This is a genomic window from Sphingomonas hengshuiensis (assembly GCF_000935025.1).
Taxonomy (GTDB): domain Bacteria; phylum Pseudomonadota; class Alphaproteobacteria; order Sphingomonadales; family Sphingomonadaceae; genus Sphingomonas; species Sphingomonas hengshuiensis.
Window position 1 is genome coordinate 2,576,675 of record NZ_CP010836.1, and the last position, 14,378, is coordinate 2,591,052.

A 14,378-nucleotide genomic window follows, 5' to 3' on the forward strand; every position below is an offset into this window, starting at 1 on the left:
CATCTGCGAAGCGCCGGAAAGCACGCGATGCCCCGCAATATTGCGTCCGTAACGCCCGGTTCACGCCACCGTCATGCGCGCGCTCCACTATAAATACAGCAAACGCACTCGCGGATCGGGCGAAGGCTGTTCATCGCAAACCCCTCGGCCAAGGTCCGTCATGCTCGTCTTTCTCGATTTCGAAGCCTCATCGCTGTCGCCGAACAGCTATCCCATCGAAGTGGGCTGGGTGTTCGAGGACGGGCGCCGCGAATCCCACCTCATCTGCCCTGCGCTCGGCTGGCACGACTGGGATGCCGCAGCCGAGGCCGTCCACCATATCCCGCGCGCCACGCTGCTGCGCGACGGCACCCCGCATGACTGGGTCGCCCGGCGGATGGTGGAGGTGCTCGCCGGGCATGACCTGCGCGCGAGCGCCCCGTCCTGGGACGGCAAGTGGCTGGGCGTGCTGCTGCATGCCGCGGGGCTGCCGCGCCACGCCTTGCGGCTGCGGGGCAGCGACGATGCCTGTGTCGAGGCGGCGGCGGCGGTGCTGTCGCACATGATCTCGCCCGAGGATCTGGGCGCGGCGGCGGGCGATTGCGTCACCTTGTTCGAACTGCGCGAGCGGCGCGGCGCCCCCGCGCACCGCGCGCTCCCCGATGCCGAGGCCGATCTGCGGCGCTGGCAGGACGTCCGTGCCGCCGCGATCGAAATGGCCGGGCGCCTGCGCGCCTGCTGATCCGCACGCGACGATTGCAAAGCTTGGTATTGGGTTCGCGCCGCCGCTCTGTTAGGCGCGCGCCATGCTCAACCTCAATGGCATCACGGTGCGCCTCGGCGGGCGCACGATCATCGACGATGCGACCGCCAAGCTGCCGCCCCGTGGACGCATCGGCCTGATCGGTCGCAATGGCGCGGGCAAGACGACGCTGGTGAAGGTCATCGCCTCGCAGCTCGATCCCGATGGCGGCAGCGTCGACATGCCGCGCGGCGCCCGGCTCGGCTATATCGCGCAGGAAGCGCCGCACGGCGAGGCGACGCCATTCCAGACGGTGCTCGACGCAGACCTGGAGCGCGCGGCCTTGCTGGCGGAGAGCGAGACCAGCCACGACCCCGATCGGCTGGGCGAAGTCTATGAGCGGCTGATGGCGATCGACGCCTATACCGCGCCCAGCCGCGCGGCGCAGATCCTGGTCGGTCTCGGCTTTGACGAGACGATGCAGCATTCGCCGCTCGACAGCTTTTCGGGCGGGTGGAAGATGCGCGTCGCGCTGGCGTCGCTGCTCTTCTCGCAGCCCGACGTGCTGCTGCTCGACGAACCGTCGAACCATCTCGATCTCGAAGCCGTGCTGTGGCTGGAGGATTTCCTGAAATCCTATCCGGCGACGATCCTGCTCGTCAGCCACGAACGCGATTTCCTCAACAACGTCGTCGATCACATCCTCCACCTCGAACGCGGCAAGCTGACGCTCTATCCCGGCGGCTATGACGCCTTCGAACGCCAGCGCGCCGAGCGCCAGGCGCAGATCGCATCGGCCCGCGCCAAGCAGCAGGCGCAGCGCGAGCATCTCCAGGAATATATCGCCAAGAATTCCGCCCGCGCCTCCACCGCCAAGCAGGCGCAGAGCCGGCAAAAGGCGCTGGCCAAGATGCAGCCGATCGCCGAACTGCTCGACGATCCGACGCTGACCTTCGACTTCCCGAATCCCGACGAACTGCGCCCGCCGCTGATCACGCTCGACCTCGCGACCGTCGGCTATGGCGAAAAGCCGATCCTCAAGCGGCTCAACCTGCGCATCGACCCCGACGACCGGATCGCGCTGCTCGGGCGCAACGGCAACGGCAAGACCACGCTGGCGCGGCTGCTCGCGGCGCAGCTGACCCCGATGGAAGGCACGATGAATGCATCGGGCAAGATGCGCATCGGCTATTTCACCCAGTATCAGGTCGAGGAGCTCGAGCGCGACGAGACACCGCTCCAGCACATGACGTCGCTGATGAAGGGCGCGAGCCAGGGCGCCGTGCGCGGCCAGCTCGGGCGGTTCGGCTTTTCGGGGCAGAAGGCGACGACCGAAGTCGGCAAGCTGTCGGGCGGCGAGCGCGCGCGGCTCGCGCTAGCGCTGATCACGCGCGATGCGCCGCACATGCTGATCCTCGACGAGCCCACCAACCATCTGGACGTCGACGCGCGCGAGGCGCTGATCCAGGCGCTCAACGAATATACCGGTACCGTGATCCTGGTCAGCCACGATCGCCACATGCTGGAAATGACCGCCGACCGGCTGGTGCTGGTCGACAACGGCACCGCGAGCGAGTTCGACGGCAGCCTCGACGATTACATCGCCTTCGTCCTGTCAAAGGATTCGAGCGCCGGCGGCAAGGGCGAGTCCAAGGCCGCCCGCAAGGAAGCCCGCCGCGCCGCCGCCGAAGCCCGCGACAAGAGCCAGGCACTGGGCAAGCGGGTCAAGGAACTGGAGGCGAAGCTGGCCAAGCTGACCGCGCAGCGGACTGCGGTGGATGCGGCAATGTTCGATTCCGCCACCGCCGAGGCTTCGCTCGCGAAGCTGAGCATGACCGACCTGATGAAACGCCGCGCCGAACTGACCACGCAGATCGATGCGACCGAGGCGGAATGGCTGGAGGCAAATGGCGAGCTGGAGGGGATCGCGGCGTAGGGGGGGATGCCGCAATTCTTCAATCCTCCCCCGGAGGGCAGGGCTATCGCATATGGATGCGTATGCTCCCCTATTACCGCCGTCATGCTTGTAACTTGCCAACTGCAGCATTGCATGAAGAATGCGGTGCGGCTTCGGCGGGAAGTTCGAATCATGCAAGGGTTGCAGAGCCCGTAGTTCAGCGTGAACAGCCCGCTGTAAGGTCATTGAACCCGAACAGTCGCTTGGGCCTCTGCAAGGCAAGCCCGATTGCGCAAGCCCGGGAGACGATGACCATGACGTATGTGGGTATCGATGTTTCGAAGGATCGCCTGGACGTCCATGTCTCGCCCGCGGGCGAGGCCTGGACGGTCGGGCGCGATGCCGAGGGTCTGGAGGCGCTGGTCGCGCGACTGGGCGTATCGGCCCCGTTGTGCATCGGGCTGGAGGCGACCGGGGGCTATGAGACGGTGGTGGCTGCCGCGCTGGGGGCAGCAGGCTTGCCGGTGGCGGTGATCAATCCCGCGCAGATCCGCCATTTTGCGCGCGCATTGGGCAAGCGCGCCAAGACCGACCCGATCGATGCCGCGGTGATTGCGCGCTTTGTCGAGGCAACGCGCCCGCCGCCGCGCGCACTGGCGGATACCGAGACGCGCGCGCTGGCCGACCTGGTGGCGCGGCGCCGGCAGATCATCGCGATGATGGTGAGCGAGCGCCAGCGGCTGCGGCGCGCAACGCTTCTGCCGCTGCGCAAAAGCATCGAGCGCCTGCTGGCTGCGCTGCAAAAGGAACTGTCCGACCTTGAACGGACGATCGACGAGGCCGTGCGGGGCTCGCCCTTGTGGCGCGATCAGGAGGCGCTGCTGACCTCGATCCCAGGCGTCGGCCCGACCACCGCCCGCACGCTGCTTGCCGAACTGCCCGAACTCGGCCAGCTCGGACGCCGCCAGATCAGCGCGCTCGCCGGCGTCGCGCCCTGGACCCGCCAGTCCGGCCAATGGCGCGGAAAGGCCATGATCGGCGGAGGACGCCCCACCGTCCGCTCGGCCCTCTTCATGGCCGCACTCGTCGCCAGTCGCTACAATCCCGTGCTCCAGGCGCTCTATCAGCGCCTCATCGCCAGCGGAAAACCCAAAAAGGTCGCCCTGATCGCCCTCGCCCGCCGCCTGCTCACCTTCGCAAACGCCATCCTGAGGAGCAAATCCCCATGGCTCGCCGCTTGACGCCAAAGACAGTCGCTGAACTTGTTTCAGCATCCAAGGCGCAACAAGCGACGGAAATGCGCGCTGGGGGTTGGATGCTGAAACAAGTTCAGCACGACGGGAAGTGGGAAAAGCTCCCCCCGCTCCATATGCGATTGCCCTGCCCGGAGGGGGAGGGGAATCGCATATGGTGTTGGGCAAGCATAAATGCCGTCATCCCAGCGAAGGCTGGGATGTGGACTCACGGTTGAAGTGCACCGGTTGAGATTTTGGAGAATGCCTCGGCGGGTGTGAGGAAGCCAAGGCATTTTCTGGGGATGTTGTTGAGCCGGTCGGCACAGGCACGGAGTTGTCTGTGGCTGACGGTGTCGAGGTCGGTTTTGCGAGGCAGGCTTCGGCGCAGTCGGCCGATGGTGTTTTCGACACCGCCCTTTTGCCATGGGGCTCGGACATCGCAGAAGAAGGTCTGGATGTCGAGGCTGTCGTGAAGGCGGTGATGTTCGGCGAACTCGGTGCCGTTGTCGAAGCTGATGGTCCTGCGCAGATCCTGGGGGATATGGCGCAGTCTGCGGGTGATCCGGCGTGCGGTCAGCTCGGCTCTGCGGTGGGGTGGCTTGTCGAGGATGGTGTAGCGTGTGTGGCGCTCGTGCAGGACGAGGACATTGTGCCCATATCGGGCGAACAGCATATAGTCGGCTTCCCAATGGCCCGGCTGTGCGCGATCCCGGGCTTCGAGGGGGCGTTCGCCGATCGGCCTGCGCTGTTTGATGAAGCTGGCCGGGCTTCCGCCCTGGCGGCCATAGCGGCCGCGCCTTGCCTTGCAGCGGGGCAGAAGGCGGTGCCAGTAGTCCTTCTGGGCCGAGCGATGATAGACGTATCGATAGATTGACTCGTGGCTGACCATGGTGCGACCGTGCTCAAGCGCCAGTCGGCCGGCGATCTGTTCGGGAGAGCATCCCATCGCAAGGCCGTTCTTCACGATATCTCGCAGGTCCGGCTGGCGCGCCAGCTTGAAACGGCAGTCCCATCGTCGTCGTCTGATCGCGAGCCTATGGGCACGCCCGGGCGCATAGCCGCCGGGCCAGACCTTGGTCGGCTTGCTATTGCGCCTGAGTTCCCGACCGACCGTCGTGTGATCACGCCCGATCGCGGTGGCAATCTGTCGGCAAGATATACCGCCTTCATGAAGGCGGCATATCTCGATCCGCTCGTCGAGGCTGAGCTGCCTGTAATGTCGTCCCATCGCGCAATCACCTTAGCAGGTGGTGCACTTGTTCCGTGAGTCCGGGGGATCCATTCAGCCGCTCCGCTCGCCTCAAAAGCCCACACCGAGCACCGAATGGATCCTAACTTTCGTCAGGATGACCAGGTTTTTGCCAAATGCGATTGCCCTGCCCTCCGGGGGAGGATGCCAGACGGCCCGGCCGCTGCGCAACGGCAAGGTTCCGTCGACCAGCCCCCCTAAACCGTAACCCCCTGCTTCCACAGCGCAATCTCGCGCTCGCCGTTCCGCTCCGACCGCGTCTCCGCACCCGATGCCACCGCCACCACCAGATCGAGCAGCCGCTCGGTCGCATCCTCCGCGCTTTCGCCCGCCAGCATCGGCCCCGCGTCGAAATCGATCCAGTTCGGCTTGCGCTCGGCCAGCCCCGTGTTCGACGCGATCTTCACCGTCGGCGCGGGGAAGCCCATCGGGGTGCCGCGGCCGGTGGTGAACAGGATCATCGTCGCCCCCGCCGCCGTCAGCGCCGTGGACGACACCGCATCATTGCCCGGCGCCTCCAGCAGCGTCAGCCCATGTTCGCGCACCCGCTCGCCATAGCGCAGCACGTCGACCACCGTCGAACGCCCCGCCTTTTGCACCGCGCCCAGCGATTTCTCGTCCAGCGTGGTGATCCCGCCCGCCTTGTTGCCTGGCGACGGGTTGTCGTAGATTGGCTGGTCGTGCGCGATGAAATAGCGTTTGAAGTCGTCGACCACGTCGCGGATCTTGTCGAACACGGCCTCGTCGCGGGCGCGCGCCATCAATATGCGTTCGGCGCCGAAAATCTCGGGGATTTCGGTGAGCACCGGCGTCCCCCCCGCCGCCGCGACGGCATCGGCGACTCGCCCCACCAGCGGATTGGCGGTCACCCCCGAAAACCCGTCCGACCCGCCGCATTTGAGGCCGATCACCAGTTCGGACAGCGGCACGGCCTCGCGCCGGTCCTGCTCGGCGCGCGCGACCAGTTCCTCGATCATCGCCAGCCCGGTCTCATATTCGTCCGACACCATCTGCGTCGTGAACGACCGCAGCCGATCCGGCGCGATGTCGGGCGCGGCCTCCAACAGCGCCTTCAACTGGTTGTTCTCGCACCCCAGCCCGACGACCAGCACGCCGCCGGCATTCGGGTGCTGGACCAAAGCGGCCAGCAATTCGCGGGTATGGTCCAGATCGTCGCCAAGCTGCGAGCAGCCGAACGGATGCGGAAAGGCATGGATGCCGTCCACCCGCCCCGCAAAGCGCGCATTCGCCAGCTCCGCCAGCCGCCGCGACGTGGCGCCGACGCAGCCGACGGTGCAGAGGATCCAGATCTCGTTGCGCGTGCCGACGCGGCCATTGGCCCGGCGATAGCCCTGGAAGCTGCGCGTACCCGCGGCGGGAAGCGGATCGCCGGGCAGCGGGCGGTAGACATAGTCCTCCACCCCCTCCAGCAGCGTCGCGACATTGTGGACATGGACATGCTGCCCCGGCGCGATCGCGGACAATGCCTTGCCGATCGGCCAGCCGAACTTGATCACCTCCGCGCCCGCCGCGATGTCGCGGATCGCGACCTTATGCCCCTTGGGCACGGCGTCGCGCAGCGTCAGCGGCCCGAACGGCCCCGCCACGGTCTCGCCCGCGTTCAGGTCGCGCAGCGCCGTCGCGACGCCGTCCTTGGCGTCGACGCGGTGGATCGCAGGGGCAGTGTCTTCGAGCATCGTCGCCATCGCTTTGGGAAATCCTGTCGCTTATATGGGAAGCACTACCAGTTTGTGCATCGCCCTTAACCTATAAGACAGGTTTTGGGGGTCGTCCACGAAACCCGCCCGCGTTGACGCGCGCCGCGAACCGTGCGATTTAGTATCCATTGATACTAATCAGGTGATATCCACATGGCTGCCGACCCGACCAATCCGCTGGGCCTCAACGGCTTCGAGTTCGTCGAATTCACCTCGCCCGATCCGGAGGCGATGGCGCGGCAGTTCGAGCAGCTCGGCTTCGTGCCGACGCACCGCCACCCGTCGAAGAACGTCACCCGCTTCAAGCAGGGCCGCATCAACCTGATGCTCAATCGCGACGCCGATGGCCGCGTCGCGCAATTCCGCGGCGACCATGGCGCCTCGGCCAGCGCAATGGCGTTCCGCGTCACCGATCCGGCGGCGGCGATGGCCTGGGCGCTGGCAAACGGCGCGAAGCCGACGATCGAGGACGATACCGTGATCGAGGGGATTGGCGGCTCCTATCTCTATTTCATCCAGGACGGCACCGATCCCTATGCCGGCTGGGCCGAATTCCCCGGCTGGCGCGAGGCGGAGGCGGCGAACACTGTCGGGCTCGACCTGCTCGACCACCTCACCCACAATGTCCGCCGCGGCCAGATGCGGGTGTGGTCCGACTTCTACAAGACGCTCTTCAATTTCGAGGAGCAGAAGTATTTCGACATCAAGGGCCAGGCGACCGGGCTGTTCAGCCAGGCGATGATCGCCCCCGATCGCGCGATCCGCATCCCGCTGAACGAAAGCCAGGACGACAAGAGCCAGATCGAGGAATTCCTCCGCGAATATCAGGGCGAGGGCATCCAGCACCTCGCGCTCACGACCGCCGACATCTTCGACACGGTCGAGCGCCTCCGCGCCCGCGGCGTACGGCTTCAGGACACGATCGAAACCTATTATGAGCTGGTCGACACGCGCGTTCCCGGGCACGGCGAGGACCTGGAACGGCTGCGCCGCAACCGCATCCTGATCGACGGGTCGGTCGAGAGCGGCGAGGGCATCCTCCTCCAGATCTTCACCGAGAACATGTTCGGCCCGATCTTCTTCGAGATCATCCAGCGCAAGGGCAATGAAGGCTTTGGCAACGGCAATTTCCAGGCGCTGTTCGAAAGCATCGAACTCGACCAGATCCGCCGCGGCGTGATCAAGGTCGACGCCTAGCCTCTACGCTTTGGAGGGGAGAGCCGGGATCAACCCGGCCCCAGGACCTTCCTCCCGCGCGCAAAGCACAGGAGGAAGCCGCAGGGGGATGAGGGGATGCCGGTGTGCCTCCCCTCATCCGACCGCGCCGGACGGTTGGTGCGATCAAGCGCGGGGTCCCGCAATGTGGGATGTAGAACCCTAAACTTCCTAAACTTAGCCCAGCACCTTCGGCGCTATTCCGCCGCCTGCGCCACCGTCTCGAAATCGGCTTCGGCCAGGAATCGCTCGGCGTCGAGCGCGGCCATGCAGCCGGTGCCGGCGGCGGTGATCGCCTGGCGGTAATGCTTGTCCATCACGTCGCCGCACGCGAACACGCCGGGCACGCTGGTCCGCGTCGTACCCTTCTCGACCGCGATATAGCCGTCCTCGTCCAGGTCGATATGCCCGCGGAACAGTTCGGTCGCCGGATGGTGCCCGATCGCGACGAAGCCGCCATCGACCTCCAGCGTCGACAGCTCGCCCGTCACCGTGTCCTTCAACTCGATGCCCACCAGCCCGGCCATCCCGCCGCCGTCGATGAAGCGCTCGACGGCCTTGTTCCACAACACATTGATGCGCGGATTGGCATGGAGCCGCTCCTGCAGAATCTTCTCGGCGCGCAGTGTGTCGCGGCGGTGGATCAGCGTGACTTCATGGCTGTGGTTGGTGAGGTACAGCGCTTCCTCGACGGCGGTGTTGCCCCCGCCGATCACCGCGACCTTCTTGCCGCGGAAGAAGAACCCGTCGCAGGTGGCGCAGGCGCTGACGCCCTTGCCCTTCAGCAGTTCCTCCGATTCGAGCCCCAGCCAGCGCGCCTGCGCGCCCGTCGCGATCACCAGCACGTCGCCCGAATAGACGGTGCCGCTGTCGCCCACCATGCGGAAGGGGCGGCGCGACACATCGACCTCGACGATCGAATCCCACATCATCTGCGCGCCGACATGCTCGGCCTGGGCCTGCATCTCCTGCATCAGCCACGGCCCCTGGATGACTTCGCGGAAGCCGGGGTAATTCTCGACGTCGGTCGTGGTTGTCAGCTGGCCGCCGGGCTGGATGCCCTGGACGACGATCGGCGCCATCCCGGCCCGCGCCCCGTAAATGGCGGCGGACAGCCCGGCGGGGCCGGAGCCGAGGATCAACATGCGCGTCGAATGGGTGGCGGTCATGGCAGCTTTCCGATGGTTCTGATCCCTGCCTCTAGGGGCAGGCGCGTTGCCCATGCAACATGGGCATCGCTGCCCGGGGCACAATATCGAGGGTCAACAGCTTTGCTGTGCCCCACAATAGCTGCGCTCAATGCCCGGTGAACACCGGCGCGCGCTTCTGGAGGAACGCGGCCACGCCTTCGCGGAAATCCTGCGTCGATGCAGCCAGCGCCTGATGGTCCGCCTCGACCTCGAGCAGTTCGTCGAGCGACCCCGTCAGCGCAACCGCCACCTGCTTGCGGATCAGCCCCATCGCGACCGTCGGCATCGCCGCCAGCTTGCGCGCCAGCCCCAGCGCGGTGTCGAACAGCGCGGCATCGTCCACCACCCGCGTCACCAGCCCCGCCGCCAGCGCGTCCTCGGCGGACAGCCGCTCGCCCAGCAGCGCCATCTCCAGCAGCTTCGCCCGCCCCGCCGCCTTGCCGATCAGCCAGGTCGCGCCGGCATCGGGGACCAGCCCGATATTGGCGAAGGCAAGCAACAGGTACGACGATCGCGCCGCGACGACGATGTCCCCCGCCAGCGCAAACGCCGCCCCCGCCCCCGCCGCCGCGCCGTTGATCGCCGTCACGACGGGCACAGGCAGTTCGGCATAGGCGCGGGTCAGCGGGTTGTAATGATCGCGCAGCGAATCGCTCAGGTCACGCTGCGCCATTGCTGCTGCGGTGGCGGCAAGATCGGCTCCGGCGCAGAAGGCCCGCCCCTCGCCGGTGACGAGCACGGCACGCGCCCCCGCCGCCACGGCCTCGCCCAGCGTAGCGCGCCACAGGTCGAGCATTTCGGCGGTCAGCGCGTTGAGCCGGTCGGGCCGGTTCAGCCGCACCACCGCGACGGTGCCGTCCAGCGCCCACACTATCGACGGTGCTTCCATGATCCTCTCCTGCATGCTCTGGCTGTCCCTTACGTCAACGGCAACCGCTGCGCCAGCGGGCGAGCAGCGCGGCGCCGTCGCTGTCCCCCGTCCCGATCCGCGCCGGGGTCCGCGACAGCCGCGGCGCAGGCGCAGGCTGGCGGCGGCCCTGATGCTCGACGAACAGGTCGCGGGCGACGGCGTGCGGATGCTCCGCCGCCTCGGCGAAGGAGAGGATGGGCGCCACACAGGCGTCCAGCGGCTCCAGCAGCGCCGCCCAATCGTCCCGACTGCGAGTAGCGAACCGCTCCGCCAGCGCAGCACGAAGCTCGGCGGGCAGCACTGCGCCGCGATTGCGGAAGCCTTCGGGCAGGTCCAGCGCAGCGACCAGCGCCTCCCAAAAGGGCTGTTCCAGCGCCCCCACCGCGACATGCCGCCCATCGGCACAGGCATAGCTGTCGTAAAAGGGCTGGGCGCCGCCCAACAGGCTGTCGTTCCGCCCGGCGGGCAGGCGCATCCCGTGGAACATCGCAGTCAGCGCGACAGTGCCGTCCAGGATCGCGGCGTCGATCACCTGCCCTTTGCCCGACCGGCTACGCTCGACCAGCGCCGCGCAGACCCCGAACGCCGCCATCGCCGCGCCGCCGCCCATGTCGCCGATCAGGTTGAGCGGCGGCGTCGGCGCCTCGCCGGGCCGCCCGATCCCCTCCAGCGCGCCGCTGAGCGCGATATAGGTGATGTCATGCCCCGCCCGCTGCGCCAGCGGCCCGTCCTGCCCCCATCCGGTGAGCCGGACATAGACCAGCCTCGGATGGGCGGCGAGCATCGCCTCCGGCCCCAGCCCCAGCCGCTCCAGCACGCCGGGCCGAAACGGGTCGATCAGCACATCGGCGGCATGGATGGCCTCGCGGACCGCGGCGGCGCCCTCGGGGGTCTTGAGATCGGCGGCAAGGGTCGCCTTGCCCCGCCCCGTCACCGGATCGGCATAAACCTCATACCCCGGCCGCGCGACCCGCAGCACCTCCGCCCCGAAATCGGCGAGCAGCATCCCCAACGTGGGGCCGGGGCCGATCCCCTCCAGCTCGACGACGCGGATGCCGTCGAGCGGGCGTGCCGATTCGGGTTGTTCCTGTGGATGCATCAGCCCTCTCCGCCGCGCGTTTGCCGCGCCTGGAGACAAAGTGCGCACGGCCATCGCGGCGGCGCAAGATCGGACTTGTGCATGGTAGCGGAGGCCCGCTGCACGCAATCCCCCAGATGGCGGCTAAGGATCAGCGCCTAACGCACCCCCTGCCCCACCGCCGCCCACCATGCCTGCCACCCCCGCGCGATCACGGTATTGCGGGTGCAGGTGTCGAGGTCGGATCGAGGAACGATGGCAAACCCACCGCCTGCAGCAGGATCGCCGGCGGGATCGGCAGCGGCGGGCACTCCCGCGTGTCCGCCACCACCTTGACCGTCTCCGGGCGCCCCCCGCCGCATCCGCTCAGCATAGCGAGCGGCAAGAGCCAGATTGTCGGCAAGCTGCGTCTGGATATCATGCTGGGTTTCCTTTGCGATTGCGTCGTCCCGCGCGCGCACCGCGGCGACATGCTCCAGGTCGGCGACCTTAGCCTCCGCAGTTCCACGCTTGAATTCGGCAATGGTCAGCCGGTGGCGGTCCTGCTCGCCCGTGAACTGGCTATGCCAATGCTGCGCGTCCGCCTTGGCGATCAGCAGCGCGATCGTCAGGGCAAGCACCGCCGCCCCCAGCATGCCGGCCATGATCTGCATCGCCTTGCCGCGTGCCATGTCGATGACCCCGCCCATCATTCCTCTTCCGGATCGGGCCACTCTACCCCGAGTTGCAAGGTGGCGCCCGCTCGCAACGCCGGGCCGTCCTCGGGCTCGACATAGTACCCGACATTACCACCCGGCCCGAGAAAGGCGCATACGCGCTTCCCGTAGCGATCATATCGGTCGCGCGGATAAAAGGTCCCACCGGGACCCAGCGGGGGTTCGAAAATGCTTTCCGCCCACGCGATATAAGCGTCACAGGCGAGCGGATCGTCCCAGGTCAACATCATGCTAGGCATCGAATTTCCTTTCAACGTAGCAGGCGAGTTAGTTGCACGGCTTGGTTGGCGGTTAGAGGCTGCATCACCAGAACGTCCGCAATCACGCCTGGCCAGAAAGCACCGGCTATTGAGGTCGAAGAGGCCCCAAACCTTAGGCGGACATTCCCCGTTCCAGCCAACCTACCGGTTCCGGTTACCAGCGGACCACCGTTGACCTGCACGGCATTAGCGCCATCTGCAAATACGCTGCGGATAACGAAAGGCCCGCCGCTGAAGTCCGTTCCATCATCACGAACCGTCGTGTTCGTGGTGCCATCGGGGACATTGATCCCCGCGCGATTCACGCCAGCGGGCACACTTTTCTGCACCCGCCGTGAATTTGACGCCGAGGTCCCACCCGAACTGAATACCACAAGCGTTCCGGTGTCCGCGAGTGAGGGCTGCATGACGCGAGTCCACACCTCATATGGCGCAGAACCAGAGAACAGCGGCGACGGCGTCAGCTCCACATAGTCGTCAGTCCCATCAAAGCCGGCGCCGGGAAAACCAGCATAGCTGTTTGGCGACCAGATTGGTTTGAAGCCTGCGGTAGTCTGAGTCACCTTGTAGCCGGCGATCATATCGGTCCATGACCGTATCGCCGCGCCGTCCAGCTCCATAAGGTCCGGGCGAGTCGCAGACCAATGCGCGATCAGCGACGCACCAAGCAGACGGCGCGGCGTCATCCTATCCAGCACCAGCTGGCGGACAGCGGGATGCATTACAGCACGATCCCGTACAACAGCACCTGGCGCGCGACAGCGGTCGGCGTGAAGCCCGCGACGGTCTGCAACCCGCAATAGATGCTGGAGGTCACCAGCTTGATATCGATGTCGACATTCGGCGTCTTCACGTACAGCGCCGCGCCGAGGTCGACAGGCGTCCCGAGCGAGATCGATCCGCGATAGGGGGTCAGGTCGGCACTGGAGAGCGCCCATGTATCGTTGTCGACCCACGCCGTTGGCGCCGCGCCATAGCATTGCAGCGTATAGCCGCCCTCGCTCGCCTGGAGCGCAGTGGCATCGATCTTGACGATTGCAGTCAGGATGCGGATCAACGCCCCCGCCGGCACCGCGCCGCCATCGGCATAGGTGAAGGCGAACTCCTTCGCGACGTCGATCAGGTCCCCCGCCAAATAGGCCGCAGCCGCCGGGGTGAAGCTAGCCGAGGCAGTGATGCCCGTCGGGGCCATGGGAATGCCGGTCTCCCGAGAGCCCTCAACCCATGGCTGCCCGATCCCGCCAGTGCCCAACGACACCGGCACGGCCCCACTATAGATATGCGGTCCAACTCTGGTCTCGCTCACTTGCCGTCTCCCTTGGAAGAATTGATGCCCTGCAGGCATTCCGCCCGCTCGCGCTCGCGCCGCAGCCGCAGCCCGCGCACCTCGCGACCCCCGGCCTTGGTCCACATCAGGAAAGCGTCGCACCCGCCGCGCCAGTCGCCGGCGCTGAACCGCCGCGCCGCGGTCGACCGGCAAAAGCCGTGCACACCGATGTTGTAGGCAAGCGACACAGCCGCCACGCGCGGCCCCTCCCTGCCCTCGCCGCGCAGCCACGGCGTACAGGCCAGCACCGGCTCGGCATGCGCGACCAGCTCGCGCTCCAGCAGCGCCGCGCACTGCGCCTCGGTATAGGTCTGCCCGATCCGCACGCCGCGCGTGATGCCGTCGCACGCCGTCGCCACCCCGACGATGTCGAGATAGGCTTTCAGGTGCTGCGGCCCGGATACATGGCGCACCGTCACGGTCGACGTGACGGGGTCGGCCTGCGCCTTCACCATGCGGCCGCTTTCCTCGCGCGGCACCAGCACCAGCAACGCCATCGCCGCGCCGACGCCAACGACCTCGGCCAGCGTCCGCCGCGGCGTCGACTTGGCCGTCGCTGCCGCTGCGGCTATGCGCCCCCGCGGCTCAGTCATGACGCTCGCCCTGCTTCCACAGCCGCACGAGCACGATCGCCACTGTGAGCGCCGGCCCCAGCAACGGCGGCACCCATCCGCGCAACTCGGGCGGCAGCGCGGCGATCACCTGCACCAGCGTATCCGGCGCCGCGAGCAGATAGGTTGCGACCACACCCAGCAGCGCGGCAATCCGCACTGACCAGAACTTCCACGCCAGGCGCCAGTTATCGACCAGTCGCGCCGTCAGGCGCTCCAGCAAAGCACGCATCCTTGATCCTTTCAGAAGG

At 66.9% G+C, this 14,378-nt stretch carries 15 protein-coding genes; 4 read left to right on the forward strand and 11 right to left on the reverse strand.

The window, feature by feature from the left end; translation table 11 throughout:
- Positions 1 to 160 precede the first annotated feature (160 nt).
- The 3 genes from TS85_RS11305 to TS85_RS11315 all read left to right on the forward strand — a co-directional run bounded on the left by TS85_RS11305 (position 161) and on the right by TS85_RS11315 (position 3,859).
- Entirely contained in the window at positions 161 to 721 is a 561-nt protein-coding gene (locus TS85_RS11305; protein WP_044332238.1) for a 3'-5' exonuclease family protein, read from the forward strand.
- A gap of 64 nt (positions 722 to 785) precedes the next feature.
- The gene (locus TS85_RS11310; RefSeq protein WP_044332239.1) at positions 786 to 2,657 is read left to right on the forward strand and encodes an ABC-F family ATP-binding cassette domain-containing protein; all 1,872 of its coding nucleotides are present in this window, start codon (positions 786 to 788) and stop codon (positions 2,655 to 2,657) included.
- Positions 2,658 to 2,926: 269 nt separating this feature from the next.
- The gene (locus TS85_RS11315; protein ID WP_044329758.1) at positions 2,927 to 3,859 is read left to right on the forward strand and encodes an IS110 family RNA-guided transposase; all 933 of its coding nucleotides are present in this window, start codon (positions 2,927 to 2,929) and stop codon (positions 3,857 to 3,859) included.
- 220 nt (positions 3,860 to 4,079) lie between these two features.
- Here TS85_RS11315 and TS85_RS24650 read toward each other — a convergent pair whose 3' ends face one another.
- Together TS85_RS24650 and TS85_RS11325 are read right to left on the reverse strand one after the other, a co-directional pair.
- Positions 4,080 to 5,081, reverse strand: a complete 1,002-nt coding sequence (locus TS85_RS24650) for an IS30 family transposase (protein ID WP_077228570.1) — start codon at positions 5,079 to 5,081, stop codon at positions 4,080 to 4,082.
- A 218-nt stretch (positions 5,082 to 5,299) separates the two neighbouring features.
- Complete coding sequence (locus TS85_RS11325; protein WP_320407157.1) at positions 5,300 to 6,808, reverse strand: UxaA family hydrolase; 1,509 nt, start codon at positions 6,806 to 6,808, stop codon at positions 5,300 to 5,302.
- A gap of 165 nt (positions 6,809 to 6,973) precedes the next feature.
- On the opposite strand from TS85_RS11325, the gene hppD reads away from it, so the two are divergent.
- Positions 6,974 to 8,017, forward strand: a complete 1,044-nt coding sequence (gene hppD, locus TS85_RS11330) for a 4-hydroxyphenylpyruvate dioxygenase (RefSeq protein ID WP_044332242.1) — start codon at positions 6,974 to 6,976, stop codon at positions 8,015 to 8,017.
- A gap of 215 nt (positions 8,018 to 8,232) precedes the next feature.
- On the opposite strand, the gene trxB is transcribed toward hppD, so the two are convergent.
- The 9 genes from trxB to TS85_RS11370 form a co-directional block, all read right to left on the reverse strand.
- The gene (trxB, locus tag TS85_RS11335) at positions 8,233 to 9,204 is read right to left on the reverse strand and encodes a thioredoxin-disulfide reductase (RefSeq protein ID WP_044332243.1); all 972 of its coding nucleotides are present in this window, start codon (positions 9,202 to 9,204) and stop codon (positions 8,233 to 8,235) included.
- 127 nt (positions 9,205 to 9,331) lie between these two features.
- Positions 9,332 to 10,114: an enoyl-CoA hydratase-related protein gene (locus tag TS85_RS11340; RefSeq protein ID WP_044336180.1), complete on the reverse strand. Its 783-nt coding sequence runs from the start codon at positions 10,112 to 10,114 to the stop codon at positions 9,332 to 9,334.
- Positions 10,115 to 10,148: 34 nt separating this feature from the next.
- Positions 10,149 to 11,234 (reverse strand): CaiB/BaiF CoA transferase family protein, encoded by a 1,086-nt coding sequence (locus TS85_RS11345; RefSeq protein WP_044332244.1) that lies wholly within the window; start codon positions 11,232 to 11,234, stop codon positions 10,149 to 10,151.
- A gap of 137 nt (positions 11,235 to 11,371) precedes the next feature.
- On the reverse strand, positions 11,372 to 11,905 hold the full coding sequence (locus tag TS85_RS11350; protein WP_044332245.1) for a hypothetical protein: 534 nt from the start codon (positions 11,903 to 11,905) through the stop codon (positions 11,372 to 11,374).
- A complete protein-coding gene (locus TS85_RS11355) occupies positions 11,902 to 12,168 on the reverse strand; it encodes a hypothetical protein (protein WP_044332246.1) in 267 nt (88 codons plus the stop codon). The genes TS85_RS11350 and TS85_RS11355 overlap by 4 nt, the downstream gene beginning before the upstream one ends.
- Positions 12,169 to 12,179: 11 nt before the next feature.
- Complete coding sequence (locus TS85_RS25390; RefSeq protein ID WP_155006379.1) at positions 12,180 to 12,911, reverse strand: LamG domain-containing protein; 732 nt, start codon at positions 12,909 to 12,911, stop codon at positions 12,180 to 12,182.
- A complete protein-coding gene (locus tag TS85_RS11360) occupies positions 12,911 to 13,381 on the reverse strand; it encodes a hypothetical protein (RefSeq protein ID WP_044332247.1) in 471 nt (156 codons plus the stop codon). The genes TS85_RS25390 and TS85_RS11360 overlap by 1 nt, the downstream gene beginning before the upstream one ends.
- A gap of 110 nt (positions 13,382 to 13,491) precedes the next feature.
- Positions 13,492 to 14,109: a lysozyme gene (locus tag TS85_RS11365; protein ID WP_044332248.1), complete on the reverse strand. Its 618-nt coding sequence runs from the start codon at positions 14,107 to 14,109 to the stop codon at positions 13,492 to 13,494.
- Entirely contained in the window at positions 14,102 to 14,359 is a 258-nt protein-coding gene (locus TS85_RS11370; RefSeq protein ID WP_044332249.1) for a DUF7940 domain-containing protein, read from the reverse strand. The genes TS85_RS11365 and TS85_RS11370 overlap by 8 nt, the downstream gene beginning before the upstream one ends.
- Positions 14,360 to 14,378 lie beyond the last annotated feature (19 nt).